The sequence below is a fragment of the Acidimicrobiales bacterium genome (genome assembly GCA_025455885.1).
Taxonomy (GTDB): domain Bacteria; phylum Actinomycetota; class Acidimicrobiia; order Acidimicrobiales; family Acidimicrobilacustridaceae; genus Rhabdothermincola_A.
This window is the reverse complement of the sequence record JALOLR010000008.1, coordinates 272,222-286,040: the sequence shown is the minus strand read 5'-3', so window position 1 is coordinate 286,040 and position 13,819 is coordinate 272,222. Positions and strand designations below refer to the sequence as shown.

Annotated in this window: 11 protein-coding genes; 10 read left to right on the top strand and 1 reads right to left on the bottom strand. The window is 73.3% G+C overall.

The genetic code is table 11. The annotated features are described in order from the left end of the window. Positions 1–24 precede the first annotated feature (24 nt). From MUE36_09105 to MUE36_09080, 6 genes are all read left to right on the top strand, one after another. Positions 25–885, top strand: coding sequence for a bifunctional 5,10-methylenetetrahydrofolate dehydrogenase/5,10-methenyltetrahydrofolate cyclohydrolase (locus tag MUE36_09105; GenBank protein MCU0311089.1), 861 nt, complete (start codon positions 25–27; stop codon positions 883–885). A gap of 12 nt (positions 886–897) precedes the next feature. After that, a complete protein-coding gene (metF, locus tag MUE36_09100) occupies positions 898–1,767 on the top strand; it encodes a methylenetetrahydrofolate reductase [NAD(P)H] (GenBank protein ID MCU0311088.1) in 870 nt (289 codons plus the stop codon). A 107-nt stretch (positions 1,768–1,874) separates the two neighbouring features. Then, on the top strand, positions 1,875–4,112 hold the full coding sequence (locus tag MUE36_09095) for an NADP-dependent isocitrate dehydrogenase (GenBank protein ID MCU0311087.1): 2,238 nt from the start codon (positions 1,875–1,877) through the stop codon (positions 4,110–4,112). 44 nt (positions 4,113–4,156) lie between these two features. Continuing rightward, on the top strand, positions 4,157–5,947 hold the full coding sequence (locus MUE36_09090) for an ABC transporter ATP-binding protein/permease (protein MCU0311086.1): 1,791 nt from the start codon (positions 4,157–4,159) through the stop codon (positions 5,945–5,947). Then, positions 5,944–7,857: an ABC transporter ATP-binding protein/permease gene (locus MUE36_09085; GenBank protein MCU0311085.1), complete on the top strand. Its 1,914-nt coding sequence runs from the start codon at positions 5,944–5,946 to the stop codon at positions 7,855–7,857. Before MUE36_09090 ends, MUE36_09085 begins: the two co-directional genes overlap by 4 nt. Before the next feature lie 70 nt (positions 7,858–7,927). Continuing rightward, positions 7,928–8,836 (top strand): alpha/beta hydrolase, encoded by a 909-nt coding sequence (locus tag MUE36_09080; protein ID MCU0311084.1) that lies wholly within the window; start codon positions 7,928–7,930, stop codon positions 8,834–8,836. Positions 8,837–8,847: 11 nt separating this feature from the next. Here the strand turns inward: MUE36_09080 and MUE36_09075 are convergent, their stop codons facing one another. Continuing rightward, the gene (locus MUE36_09075; GenBank protein MCU0311083.1) at positions 8,848–9,741 is read right to left on the bottom strand and encodes a helix-turn-helix domain-containing protein; all 894 of its coding nucleotides are present in this window, start codon (positions 9,739–9,741) and stop codon (positions 8,848–8,850) included. Between the two features lie 119 nt (positions 9,742–9,860). Between MUE36_09075 and MUE36_09070 the strand changes: the two genes are divergently transcribed. The 4 genes from MUE36_09070 (at position 9,861) to MUE36_09055 (ending at position 13,818) form a co-directional block, all read left to right on the top strand. Continuing rightward, on the top strand, positions 9,861–11,021 hold the full coding sequence (locus MUE36_09070; GenBank protein ID MCU0311082.1) for an LLM class flavin-dependent oxidoreductase: 1,161 nt from the start codon (positions 9,861–9,863) through the stop codon (positions 11,019–11,021). A 13-nt stretch (positions 11,022–11,034) separates the two neighbouring features. Further along, complete coding sequence (locus MUE36_09065) at positions 11,035–11,910, top strand: SDR family oxidoreductase (protein ID MCU0311081.1); 876 nt, start codon at positions 11,035–11,037, stop codon at positions 11,908–11,910. Next, positions 11,907–12,728 carry an SDR family oxidoreductase gene (locus tag MUE36_09060; GenBank protein MCU0311080.1) on the top strand — a complete coding sequence of 274 codons (822 nt, stop codon included), beginning with the start codon at positions 11,907–11,909 and terminating at the stop codon, positions 12,726–12,728. Before MUE36_09065 ends, MUE36_09060 begins: the two co-directional genes overlap by 4 nt. Before the next feature lie 103 nt (positions 12,729–12,831). Continuing rightward, a complete protein-coding gene (locus tag MUE36_09055; GenBank protein MCU0311079.1) occupies positions 12,832–13,818 on the top strand; it encodes a malate dehydrogenase in 987 nt (328 codons plus the stop codon). Position 13,819: the final 1 nt, after the last annotated feature.

Here is a 13,819-nt window from a genome sequence, read left to right as displayed (position 1 = left end):
CCCGCAAGGGTAGGGTCGGCGCCCATGACGGCGCAGGTCCTCGACGGTGAAGCGGTGGCGGACGGGATCAAGGCCGAGCTCGCGGTCCGGGTGGAGCGGCTGGTGGCGGCCGGCGTCACGCCCGGGTTGGGGACGGTCCTGGTGGGCGACGACGGTCCGTCGGCCAACTACGTCGCCATGAAGCACCGTGACTGCGAGGCGCTCGGCATCGCCTCGTACCACGCCCACCTCCCCGCCGACGCCACGCAGGACGACGTCCTCGAGGTCGTCACCCGCTTCAACGCCGACCCCGCCGTCGACGCCTACCTGATGCAGTACCCGTTCCCGGGGCACCTCGACTTCGAGGCCGCCCTCCTCGCCGTGGACCCCGCCAAGGACGTCGACGGGCTGCACCCCGTCAACCTCGGCCGGCTCGTGCAGGGCGTTGAGGGGCCCCTGCCGTGCACCCCGGCGGGCATCCAGGCCCTGCTCGTCCACCACGGCGTGCCGATCGCCGGCCGCCACGTCGTCATCGTCGGGCGCGGCCTCACCATCGGTCGTCCGCTCGCCAACCTGCTCACCCTCAAGCGCCCCCACGCCAACGCCGCGGTCACCGTGGTGCACACCGGCGTGGCCGACCTCGGTGCCTACACCCGCCAGGCCGACATCCTGGTCGCCGCCGCCGGTGCGCCCGGGCTCATCACCGCCGACATGGTCAAGCCCGGTGCGGCGGTCGTGGCCGCCGGGGTGTCCTTCGAGGGCCGCCGCCTCGTCTCGGACGTGGCCGACGAGGTGGCCGACGTCGCCGGGTGGCTGTCGCCGCGCATCGGTGGTGTGGGCCCCATGACCCGGGCGATGCTCCTCGTCAACACCGTCGAGGCCGCCGAGCGTCGCCCCGCCTCGTAACCTGGGCCGTCCATGGCCAAGATCGCCGACCTGCTCGCCGCAGGGCCCACGTGCTCGTTCGAGTTCTTCCCCCCGAAGACCGACGAGGCGGCTCGCGAGCTGGAGAAGGTCATCGGCGAGCTGGCTCCTCTGCGGCCGTCGTTCGTCTCGGTCACCTACGGCGCCGGCGGGTCCACCCGCGACCGGACTCGTGACGTGGTCATCCACATCGAGCGCGACGCCGGGGTCACGGCCATGGCGCACCTCACCTGTGCCGCCCACACCCGCGAGCAGCTCGTGGGCCTCCTCGCCGAGTACCGCGATGCCGGGATCGCCAACATCCTGGCGTTGGCCGGCGACCCACCGGTCGACCAGCCGGCCGACGCCCCGCCCGACCAGTTCGAGTACGCCCTCGACCTGGTGCGCCTCGTCCGCGAGGTCGGTGACTTCTCGATCGGCGTGGCCGCCCACCCCGAGGGCCACCCCCGCTCGCCCGACATGGCCTCTGACCGCCGTCACCTGGCCGCCAAGCTGGCCGAGGCCGACTTCGGCATCACCCAGTTCTTCTTCGAGGCCGAGCCCTACCTCAGGATGGTCGACGAGCTCGACGCGCTGGGCTGCGACAAGCCGGTGCTGCCCGGCATCATGCCGGTCACCAACGCCACCCAGGTGGCCCGGTTCGCCACCCTCGCCGGGGCCGAGTTCCCTCCCCACCTCGCCGACCGCTTCGACGCGGTCTCCGACGACCAGGACGCGGTGCGGGCCCTCGGTGTGGAGCTGGCCACCGAGCTGTGTCGGGAGCTCCTCGACGCCGGCGTGCCCGGCCTGCACTTCTACACGTTGAACCGGTCGACGGCGACGCGTGTGATCGCCGCCAACCTCGGTCTGCCCGGCGCCGGCTGACATCGTCCGCCGCCGTCCGGGCAGCGCCCGGACCGGATCGTGAGAAGATGCCCGCGGCGCCCCTGGCTGACGGGCGCCGTCTCATCCGCGCGCGACCGGAAGCTCCCATGGCGACACCGCACACCATCATCTACACCTGGACCGACGAGGCCCCCGCCCTCGCCACGGCCTCGCTCCTTCCCGTGATCGAGGCGTTCACCTCGGTCGCCGGCGTCGACGTCGAGGTGCGCGACATCTCCCTCGCCGCCCGGGTCCTCGCCGCGTTCCCCGAGGCGCTCACGACCGAGCAGCGGGTCGGCGACGACCTCGCCGAGCTGGGCGAGCTGGTCACGCGACCCGAGGCCAACATCATCAAGCTCCCCAACATCTCCGCCTCGGTGCCCCAGCTCAAGGCGACCATCGCCGAGCTCCAGCAGCGGGGGATGGCCCTTCCCGAGTACCCCGACGAGCCGACCACCCCCGCCGAGGTCGACGTGAAGGTCCGGTACGACCGGGTCAAGGGGTCGGCGGTCAACCCGGTGCTGCGCGAGGGCAACTCGGACCGTCGGGCGCCGGCCTCGGTGAAGGCCTACGCCCGCAGTCACCCCCACTCGATGGGCGCCTGGTCGCCCGAGTCGAGGACCCACGTGGCCACGATGACCGGGGGCGACTTCCGGGCCAACGAGCGATCCGTCACCCTCGAGCGGGCCGGCCGGCTCCGGGTCGAGCTGACCGACGGCGACGGTCGTGTCATCGTACTGAAGGACGATCTGGCCGCCGAGGCTGGCGAGATCGTCGACGCCACGTTCATGAGCGTGCGGGCCCTGCGGGCCTTCCTCGCCGAGCAGATGGCCGACGCCCGGCGCCTCGGGGTGCTGTTCTCGTTGCACCTGAAGGCCACGATGATGAAGGTCTCCGACCCGATCATCTTCGGCCACGGCGTCACGACCTACTTCGCCGAGGTCTTCGCCCGCCACGCCGAGACCTTCGAGCGTCTCGGCGTGGACCCCGACGACGGTCTGGCCGACCTGCTCGCCCGCATCACCGCCCTCACCGACACCGAGCAGACCGAGATCGAGGCCGACATCGCGAAGGCGATGGCCGGTGGGGCCCACCTGGCGATGGTCGACAGCGATCGGGGGATCACCAACCTGCACGTGCCGAGCGACGTCATCGTCGACGCGTCGATGCCGGCCATGATCCGCACCTCCGGGCAGATGTGGAACGCCCAGGGCGAGCAACAGGACACCAAGGCCGTCATCCCGGACTCGAGCTACGCCGGGGTGTACCAGGTCGTCATCGACGACTGTCGCGCCAACGGCGCCTTCGACCCCGCCACCATGGGCTCGGTGCCCAACGTCGGGCTCATGGCCCGCAAGGCCGAGGAGTACGGCTCCCACGACACCACCTTCGAGGTCCTGACGTCGGGCACCGTGCGGGTGGTCGACGACCGCGATGTGGTGCTCCTCGAGCACGAGGTCGAGGCGGGCGACATCTGGCGGGCCTGTCGGACGAAGGACGCCCCGGTGCGGGACTGGGTGGCGCTGGCCGTCGCCCGGGCCCGGGCCAGTGGCGCACCGGCGGTGTTCTGGCTCGACGAGACGAGGGCCCACGACGCCGAGGTGATCGCCAAGGTGACCCGCGAGCTCGCCACGCTCGACACCGACGGGCTCGACATCTCGGTCCTGGCCCCGGTCGACGCGACCCGCGTGTCGGTCGAGCGGGCCCGTCGCGGGGAGGACACCATCTCGGTCACCGGGAACGTCCTTCGCGACTACCTCACCGACCTGTTCCCGATCATGGAGCTCGGCACCAGCGCCAAGATGCTGTCGATCGTGCCGCTCATGGGCGGCGGGGGGCTCTTCGAGACCGGCGCCGGCGGGTCGGCTCCCAAGCACGTCCAGCAGTTCGTGCGCGAGAACCACCTCCGATGGGACTCCCTCGGCGAGTTCCTGGCGCTGGCCGCCTCGCTCGAGCACCTCGCCACCGTCGGTGACAACCCGACCGCCCGGATCCTCGCCGAGACCCTGGACCGGGCGACGGGGCGCATCCTCGACGAGAACCGCTCGCCGTCACGCCGGGTCCACGAGATCGACAACCGCGGGTCCCACGTCTACCTCGCCCTCCACTGGGCGGCCGAGCTGGCCGCCCAGGACCGCGACCCGGCGCTGGCCGCCCGGTTCCGCGCCGTGGCCGCCGACCTCGCCGCCGCCGAGGCCGACATCATCGGCGAGCTCGACGCGGTGCAGGGCGAACCGGTCGACATCGGGGGCTACTACGACCCGGACCGGGACCTCGTCGACGCGGCCATGCGTCCCAGCGCCACCTTCAACACCATCATCGATCGGCTGCGCGCCGGGGCCTGAACCCGGGCGTGGCGCCTGGGGCCCGGGCCTACGCTGGCTCGGCCATGACCGAGCCGATCACCGCCGCCCCCACCCGGGTGACCGGGGTCCCCCGGCGGGGTGCCCGGCTCCTGCGGCGCTACGTGCGCGCCTACCCGCTGGTCTTCCTCGTCTCGATCACCGGCGCGGTGGTCTACGCGGCGGCCGCCGTCGGCACCACCGTCGTGCTCGGCCGGATCACCAACTCGGTGATCCTGCCCTCGTTCCAGGACGGCGAGGTCGACGCCGCCACGGTGATCGGGGCGGCCGGGGCCCTCCTGGCCATCGGCCTGCTCCGCGGCTCGACGATCGTCATGCGCCGCTACTTCGCGGCCCTACTCACGTTCCGGACGCAACGGGACTGGCGGCGCCGGCTGAGCCGCGTCTACGTCGACGCCCCTCTGCGGTTCCACCGCGACACCCCGACCGGTCAGCTCCTGGCCCACGCCGACAACGACATCATCGCCTCGACCGAGGTCCTCAACGCGTTGCCGTTCAGCCTCGGTGTCCTCACCCTCGTGGTGTTCGCCGTCATCAGCCTGGCCACCGTCGACTGGGCCCTCATGCTGGTCGCCGTGCTGTTGTTCCCCGCCCTCGCGCTCGTCAACCGCCTCTACACCGCCCGGGCGGAGGTCCCGATCGGCGAGGTGCAGGCCCGGGTGGGTGAGGTCTCCCGGATCGCCCACGAGAGCTTCGACGGGTCGCTGGCGGTGCGCACCCTCGGCCGGGCCGACGCCGAGGTCGAGCGCCTCGACGGCGCCGCCGACCGCCTGCGCGCCGCCCGCCTCGACGTCGGGCGCATCCGGGCGACGTTCGAGCCGGTCATCGACGCCCTCCCGAACCTGGGCATCGTCGCCCTCCTGGTCATCGGCGCGTGGCAGGTCTCCATCGGTCGCATCGACGTCGGCCAGGTGGTGCAGGCCACCGCCCTGTTCGGCCTCCTGGCCTTCCCGATGCGGGTCATCGGGTTCTTCCTCCAGGAGCTCCCGAGGGCGGTGGTGACCAGCGAGCGCCTCGACGCTGTCATGACGACGCCGGCCGAGCCGTCACCCGAGGTGGACATGGCCACGCCGCTGCCCGACGGGCCCCTGGGCGTCGAGCTCGTCGGGGTCTCCTTCGCCCACGGCGACGACCCCCCGGTGCTCGACGAGGTCTCCCTCCGCGTCGAGCCGGGCGAGGTCGTCGCCCTCGTCGGGGCCACCGGGTCGGGCAAGTCCACCCTGTGCGAGCTCCTTCCTCGCCTGCTCGATCCCGACGCCGGGGTGGTGCGCCTGGGCGGCGTCGACCTGCGCGCCGCCGAACCCGACGACGTGCGCGGTGCCGTGGCGCTCGTCTTCCAGGAGACCTTCCTCTTCGCCGACACCGTGCGTGAGAACGTCACGCTCGGCGAGCCCGTCGACGACTCGGCGCTGGTCGCCGCGGCTTCGGTCGCGCACGCCGCCGAGTTCGTGGGCCGCCTCCCGCAGCACTGGGAGACCGAGCTCGGCGAGCGGGGCGTCTCGTTGTCGGGCGGGCAGCGCCAACGCCTCGCCCTCACCCGGGCGCTGCTGCGGCGGCCGCGGGTCCTGGTCCTCGACGACGCCACCAGCGCCGTCGACCCCACCGTCGAGGCGGCCATCCTCGCCGACCTGCGGGCCACCCTGGCGTGCACCACCCTCGTGGTCGCCCATCGCCTCTCCACGATCGAGCTCGCCGACCGGGTGATCCACCTGGCCGACGGCCGGGTGGTCGACACCGGGTCCCACGACGACCTCGTGGCCCGCGACCCCACCTACGCCCGGCTGGTGCGGGCCTACGCCGACGAGGCACCGTCGTGACCGTCGCGCCGCCCGAACGTCCCGACGGCCACGACGAGCTGTTGGCCCTCGAGCACGCCGAGGCCTTCGACGACCCGACCGGCCAGGTCCGCGGCGATCGCCTCGGGGGCCCGGTGGGCGACGAGGACGGCATCCTGGGGGCGGGCGCGGTCGCCGTGTTGCGCCGTGGGCTCCGTGAGAGCCCCGAGCTGCGGCGCGGGCTCTGGTTGACCGTCCTCTTCGCGGTGCTGTCGGCGGTCGGTCGGCTCACGATCCCGGTCCTCGTGCAACAGGTCGTCGACAAGGGCCTGCTCGCCGACGAAGGCTTCCAGGCCGACGTGGTGTTCGGCATCTGCGGGATCGGTGCGGCCGTCATCCTCGTGGTGGCGGTGCTCAGCCGGTTCACCTACCTGCGCCTCGTCGCGGCCGCCGAGGCGATGCTGCGGTCGCTGCGAGTCCGGGCCTTCGCCCACGTCCACCGCCTCTCCGCCGCCGACCACGACGAGTCCCGGAGGGGTGAGCTCACGTCCCGGATCACGAGCGACGTGGAGACCATCGCCCGGTTCGCGCAGTACGGCGCGGTCGCCTGGATCGTCAACACCGTGGTGATCGCCGGCACCCTGGTGGTGATGGCGTTCTACGCCTGGCAGCTCGCCCTGCTCACCGTGGTCATCGCCCTTCCCCTCTTCCCGACCTTCCGGTACATGCAGCGCCGCCAGCTCGTGGCCTACGGGCAGGTGCGCGACCGGGTGTCGGCGACCATGGGGGAGATGTCCGAGGCGGTGCAGGGCGCCGCCGCCGTGCGCGCCTACGGGCTACGTCGCCGGTCGCTGGCCCGCCTCGACGCCGCCGCCGACCGCCAGTACCGCGCCGAGATGAGCGCCGCCCGGTGGTTCGCGTTCATGTTCCCCCTGGGCGACGCGTTCGGGGCCGTCACCCTGGCCGCGGTCACCGCGGCGGGCGTCTGGTGGGGCCCCGAGTGGGGCCTCGACGCAGGGGGGCTGCTGGCCTGCCTGTTCCTCGTGCAGCTCATCCTCGGTCCCGTCGGCGAGCTCGGCGAGGTGCTCGACCAGACCCAGACGGCGATCGCCGGCTGGCGGCGGGTGTTCGACGTGCTCGACCAGCCGATCGAGGTCGTCGAGCCCGATCCGGGCCGACCGCTGCCCGCCGGGGCGCTCGACGTGCGCGTCGAGGCGGTCGGCTTCCGCTACCGGACGGGTCCGCCGGTGCTGCGCGACGTCGCCGTCGAGGTCGCGGCGGGAACGTCGGTGGCGGTCGTCGGCGAGACCGGTTCGGGCAAGACCACCTTCGCCCGGCTGCTCGTCCGTCTCGCCGACCCGACGGCCGGTCGGATCGTGATCGGGGGGGTCGACCTCCGGGAGGTCGCCCCGTCGGCCCGTCACCAGCGGGTGCGCCTCGTGCCCCAGGAGGGGTTCGTCTTCGACACCACCCTGGCCGAGAACGTCCGCATGGGCCGCGCCGGTGCCACCGATGCCGAGGTGGCCGCCGCGGTCGCCGACCTGGGTCTGTCGTCGTGGGTGGAGGGGCTGCCCGGCGGGCTCGGGTGCGAGGTCGGTGAGCGGGGCGAGAACCTCTCGGTGGGCGAGCGTCAGCTCGTCGCCCTGGCCCGTGCCCACCTGGGCGACCCCGGGCTCCTGGTGCTCGACGAGGCGACCAGCGCCGTCGACCCCCGCACCGAGCGGGCCCTCACCACCGCGCTGCAGCGGCTGGCCGAGGGCCGCACCACGTTCAGCGTCGCCCACCGGCTCTCCACCGCCGAGGCGGCCGACCTGGTGCTGGTCTTCGACGCCGGGGTGCTCGTCGAGCGGGGCCACCACGACGAGCTGGTCGCGGCGGGTGGTCGGTACGCGGCGCTCTACGAGAGCTGGCTCGGCAACACCGGCCAGGCCCCCGCCCCGACCCCGGGTTGACCGGGGCGGGGATCCCCTTCGGGGGGTCACCGGGGACCGTCACGGGGTCGGCGCGGTAGCGTCGGCGGCCATGGCGAGCGACGAGTTCCACGCCCTGGCCGAGCGCATGGCGGCCGCCCCGCCACCGCCGCCGGACGAGACGGTGCCGGAGCAGCGGGCCCGGATCGACGCCGCCATGGCCCAGATCCCTCTGGCCGGGGGCGTCACGGCCCGGGAGGTCACCGTCGGCGGGGTGCCGGCGGTGGAGTGCCGGCCCGACGACCTCGACCCGATCGTCGCACCGGTCGTGCTGTACCTCCACGGCGGCGGGTTCCGCATCGCGTCGGCGCTGGCCTACCGCGCCTACTCGTCGCACCTGGCGGCGGTGATCGGGGCCCGGGTGGTCACCGTCGACTACCGCCTCGCCCCCGAGCACACCTACCCGGCGGCCCTCGACGACACGATCGCGGCCTATCGCGCCCTGCTCGACGACGGCGTCGCGCCCGGGCGCCTGGTGGTGGCCGGCGACTCCGCCGGCGGGGGGCTGGCGGCCTCGTTGGTGCTCCGGGCCCGCGCCGAGCACCTCCCGGCCCCGGCGGGGGTGGTCTGCTCGTCGCCGTGGGTCGACCTCACCGTCACCGCGTCGAGCTACGTGTCGAACGCCGACACCGATCGGCTGTTCTCCGGGGAGTCGGCCACGGTCGCCGCCGACATGTACCTCGCCGGGCACGACGCCGAGGACCCGCTGGCCTCCCCGGTGTTCGGCGACTGGACGGGCGCACCCCCGATGCTCGTGCAGGTCGGTGACGTGGAGGTGCTCCTCGACGACGCCCTCCGCCTCGCCGCCCGGGCGAGCGCCGTCGGGGTCGACGTCGACCTCCACGTCGAACCGGAGATGCCCCACATCTGGCCGATGAGCTACCCGGCCTTCCCGGAGGCCGTCGCCGCGGTGGAGGAGATCGCGGAGTTCGTGCGCCGGGTCACCGGCGCCACCGGCTGACGGCGGGTCCGTCACCCCGCCGGCGCCCGCCCCCGTGACGCGCGGGTGGCCAGCGCCGCGCCGTCGCGCACCGCCTCGGCGACGGCCACCACCTCGCCGGCGGAGCGCCCGGGGGCGAACCCGGTCGCGGTGAGGGCGGCGACGACGTGGCCGTCGACGTCGAAGACCGGGGCGGCCACCACACCGACGTCGTAGGTGCGGTCGGCCTCGAGCGCGTCGAGCGCATAGGGCCCCGCGGCCAGCGCCGCCAGGAGGTCACCCACGTCGGAGCGCAGGTGGTGGTGGCGGGGGACGTCGGCGAGGTCGGACGCCGCGTCGCCGAGCGCGCGCTGGAGGTCCGACGCGGCGGCGACCGCGTAGCCCCGTTGGCGGGTGAGCTCGAGGTTGGCGCGGTGGCGTCGGTCGCGCTCGGGGGTGCGTCCGGGATCACGAGCCAGCCAGGCTTCGACCTCGGCGTCGTCGGCCCAGGCGAGGAACACCGCACCGAGCGGGGGGACGAGGGGGAGCCGTTCGCCCTCCCGGAGGTCGGGGCCGTGCGCCGATGCGGCCCCGGCGCGGGCGAGGAAGATGATCTCGTCGGCGGTGGCGGCACTGACCACCACCTCGGTGCCGACCGATCGGGCGAGGGCGGCGGCGCCCTGCACGGCGTGGCGGATGCCGGGGGAGGTGTCGAGGGCGACGACCCCGGCGGCGACGAGGGCGGGACCGAGGCCGTAGGTGCGGGTGCTCGGGTGCCGGCGGACGTAGCCCGCGGTCTCGAGGGTGGCCAGCACGGCGTGGGCCGACCCGAGGCTCATGGCCGTACGGCGCACGATCTCGGTGAGGGTGAGGGGCTGCCCGGGGTGGGCCACCAGCAGGTCGAGGACCTGCAGGGCGCGCTGGGCGGCGGGGGCGGGTCGGGCCACGGGACCTCGTTGACGGTGGGGCAGGGGACGCCCTAGTCTCTAACAGAGCGAAAGTCTTTTCGCAATACCGAAATTGGTGCTCGCCGGGGGTGGGCACGACGACCAGGGGGACCCGTCACGTGAAGCTCGACCTGCTCTATGAGTTCCAGCCCAAGGTCGGTCCCTGGCCCGAGCCCTTCCCGCACGGCCAGATGAACGCCGAGCAGGCCTGCTACGACGAGGCCGTCGAGGAGATCCGCTTCGCCGACACCCTCGGCTTCAACACCGTCTGGTGCGTCGAGCACCACTTCCGTGACGGCCGCTCGGCCTGCCCGAGCAACGAGGTGGTGCTCGGGGCCCTCTCCACCATCACCGAGAACCTCCGCCTCGGCTTCGGCGTGAGCCTCATGCCGCCGGGGTTCCAGCACCCGGCCCGTGTCGCCGAGAAGGTGGCGACGGTGGACGTGTTGAGCCACGGTCGCGTCGAGTGGGGCACCGGGCGCTCCACGCCGATGGAGCAGCTCGCCTTCGGGGTCCCCGCCAACGACGACAGCCGGGCGCAGTGGCGCGAGGCCGTCGAGTTCGTGGTGGCCGCCTGGACGAACGAGCGCATCAGCTGGGACAGCGACCTCATCCAGTTCCCCGAGCGCATCCAGACCCCGAAGCCCTACCAGCTGCCGCACCCGCCGCCCTGGCTCGCCGCGGCCAGCGCCCCGTCGGCCGTCACCGCCGGTCGCGACGGGTTCGGCCTGCTGTCCTTCGCGCTGCTCCAGCCGGTCGAGGCCATGGCCGACATCATCAACCAGTACCGGGCCGCCCAGCTCGAGGCCGAGCTCGAGGGCCATCAGCCCCTCACCAAGGTCCGCAACGACCGGGTGGGGGCCTACACCCTCGTCCACTGCACCGACGACATGGACGAGGCCCGGGGCTACGGCCTCTGGGACTCGGTCACCTGGTGGTACCGCCACCTCGCCGAGTTCACCCTCGCCTGGGAGCTGCCCAACCTCACGCCCGAGGAGCAGGCGCAGGTCTTCCCGTTGCTCGAGGACTCGATCAAGGGCGACGTCGACGTCCAGAAGTACATCGACCAGGACATGATCGTCGTCGGCACCCCCGAGGAGTGCCTCGAGAAGATCGTCCGCTACGACGAGGCGGGCGTCGATCAGCTGCTCTGCTACGTGCAGTTCGGGATGCTGCCCCACGAGAAGGTCATGCGCTGCCTCGAGCTCCTCGGCACGCAGGTGATCCCCGAGCTCGAGAAGCGGGGCCACCGGGTCGACGCCCGCGCCGCGCTCGTCTGACCCGGGTCGCGCCATGGACATGATCTCGGGCCTGCGTTCGAAGGCCGCGGGCGGGGCGTCGGCTGCTGCCCCGGCGCCGAACCGTCCGGCCCTCGCCGACGAGCTCGTCGCCACCTTCTCGCTCCTCGGCCGCACCGCCGTCGTCACCGGGGCGGCGGGCGGCATCGGTCGCCAGGCCGCCGTCACCTTCGCCCAGGCGGGAGCCGACGTCGTGATCGCCGACATCGGGGTCGAGGGCCTCGAGGCCACCGCCGCCCTGGTCGCCGAGGCCGGCGGCACCGCCACCGTCGTGCCGACCGACGTCGCCGAGCGCGACCAGGTCAACGCCCTGGCCGTCGCCGCGTTGAAGGCCGGCGGTCGTCTCGACGTGTGGGCCAACGTGGCCGGCGTCATCCGCAACTCCCTGATCGTCGACACCGACCCCGCCGACGTCGAGCTCGTCACGCGGGTCAACCTCTGGGGCACCTACTGGGGGATCGCCGCCGCCGGTCGGGCCATGAAGAACGGCGGCTCGATCATCAACGTGTCCTCGGCGGGCGGCGAGATGCCCGCCCCCACCTTGTCGGTGTACGCCATGACCAAGGCCGCCGTCTCCCACCTCACGCGGTGCGCGGCGGCGGAGCTCGGCGCCGCCCGGATCCGCGTCAACGCCATCGCCCCGGGGTTCACCGACACCCCCATGGTGCAGCGCAACTGGACACGAGCCGACGGCACCGTCGACGAGGCGGCCCGCGACGCGCTGCTGGGGGGCCGGGCGGCGCAGTCCCCCCTCGGCACGACGGGGACCCCTGAGGACCAGTCGTGGGCGATGCTCTACCTCGCCAGCGACGCCTCCCGGTTCGTCACCGGCCAGGTGCTGCGTCCCAACGGCGGGGTGGTGATGGCGTGACCGCCTCCGACCCCTCGCCGGTCCCCGACTTCCTCGACCGGCTCCGCCTCGACGGCAAGGGCTTCGTCGTGGCCGGAGCCGGGCAGGGCATGGGCCGCATGACCGCCCACGCCCTCGCCCAGGCGGGCGCCACCCGGGTGGTGTGCGTCGACCTCGAACCCGACCGTGCCGCCGACATCGCCGCCGAGCTCGACGACGCCACCGGTCGGTCCGTCGCGGTGCCGTGGGTGGGCGACGTCACGACCCGCGAGGGTGCCGCCCGTCTGGCCGTCGAGGCCGAGGAGGCGCTCGGGCGCATCGACGGCCTCGTCGACATCATCGGCATGGCCCGGTGGCAGTCCATCCTCGAGATGGAGGACGAGACCTTCGACTGGGAGATCGACATCTGCCTGCGCCACGCGTACCTGCTGTCCCAGGAGTGCGGGCGGCGGATGGTCCGCAGCGGGGGCGGCACCATGGTCTTCATCGCCTCGGTCAGCGGCCTCACCGCCGCGCCCATGCACGCCGCCTACGGGGCCGCGAAGGCGGCGCTCATGGCGTGGGTGCAGTCCCTGGCCGTGGAGCTCGGGCCCCTGGGGGTCCGCGCCAACGCCGTGTCGCCGGGCACCATCCTCAGCCCCCGCATGGACGCGGCGTTCACCGAAGAACAGCGCGCCGCCAACGCCGCCAACGCCCCTCTCGGCCGGATGGGGGCCACGTCCGACATCGCCGCCGCGGCGTTGTTCCTGTCGAGCGACCTGGCCCGCTACGTCACCGGGCGCACCCTGGTCGTCGACGGTGGCGTCGACGCCAAGTTCCCGTACCCCACCACTCTGTGACCGGCGCTCCCCGCCGTCGGGCGGGCGGGCGTGTCGGGGTGGCGGAGCGGCTGACTAGTGTTCCCGGGCAGTCCCGCCCACCCACCCCCCGGGAGACGATCTCGTGAAGACCCCCGTCCGCGTCGCGGTCACCGGTGCCGCCGGCCAGATCGGCTACAGCCTGCTGTTCCGCATCGCCAGCGGCCAGATGCTCGGCCCGGACCAGCCCGTGATCCTGCAGCTGCTCGACATCACCCCCGCCCTCGACGCGCTGCGCGGGGTGTCGATGGAGCTCGACGACTGCGCGTTCCCGTTGCTCGAGGGCATCGTGCAGACCGACGACCCGAACGAGGCCTTCGCCGACGTGAGCTACGCCCTCCTCGTCGGCGCCCGGCCCCGGTCGAAGGGCATGGAGCGCAAGGACCTCCTCGAGGCCAACGGCGCCATCTTCACGGTCCAGGGCAAGGCCCTGTCCGACAACGCGGCGGCCGACATCCGCGTCCTCGTGGTCGGCAACCCGGCCAACACCAACGCGCTGATCGCCATGAGCAACGCCCCGTCGATCGACCCGTCGCGCTTCACGGCCATGACCCGCCTCGACCACAACCGGGCCATCGCGCAGCTCGCCGCGAAGACCGGGACGGGCGTCAGCGCCGTCACGAAGATGACCATCTGGGGCAACCACTCCGCCACCCAGTACCCCGACCTCTTCCACGCCGAGGTCGACGGCCGCAACGCCGCCGAGCTCGTCGACGACCAGGCCTGGCTGGAGGGAGAGTTCATCCCGACCGTCCAGCAGCGGGGTGCGGCGATCATCGAGGCACGCGGCCTGTCGAGCGCGGCGTCGGCGGCCAACGCCGCCATCGATCACATGCGCACGTGGGCCCTCGGGTCCCCCGAGGGCGACTGGGTCTCGATGGCGATCCCGTCCGACGGCAGCTACGGCGTCGACGAAGGGATCATCTCGTCGTTCCCGGTCACCTGTACCGACGGCGCATACTCGATCGTCCAGGGCCTCGACATCGACGACTTCTCCCGGGGCCGCATCGACGCCTCCGTGGCCGAGCTCGCCGAGGAACGTGCCGCGGTCGCCGACCTGGGGCTGATCTGAC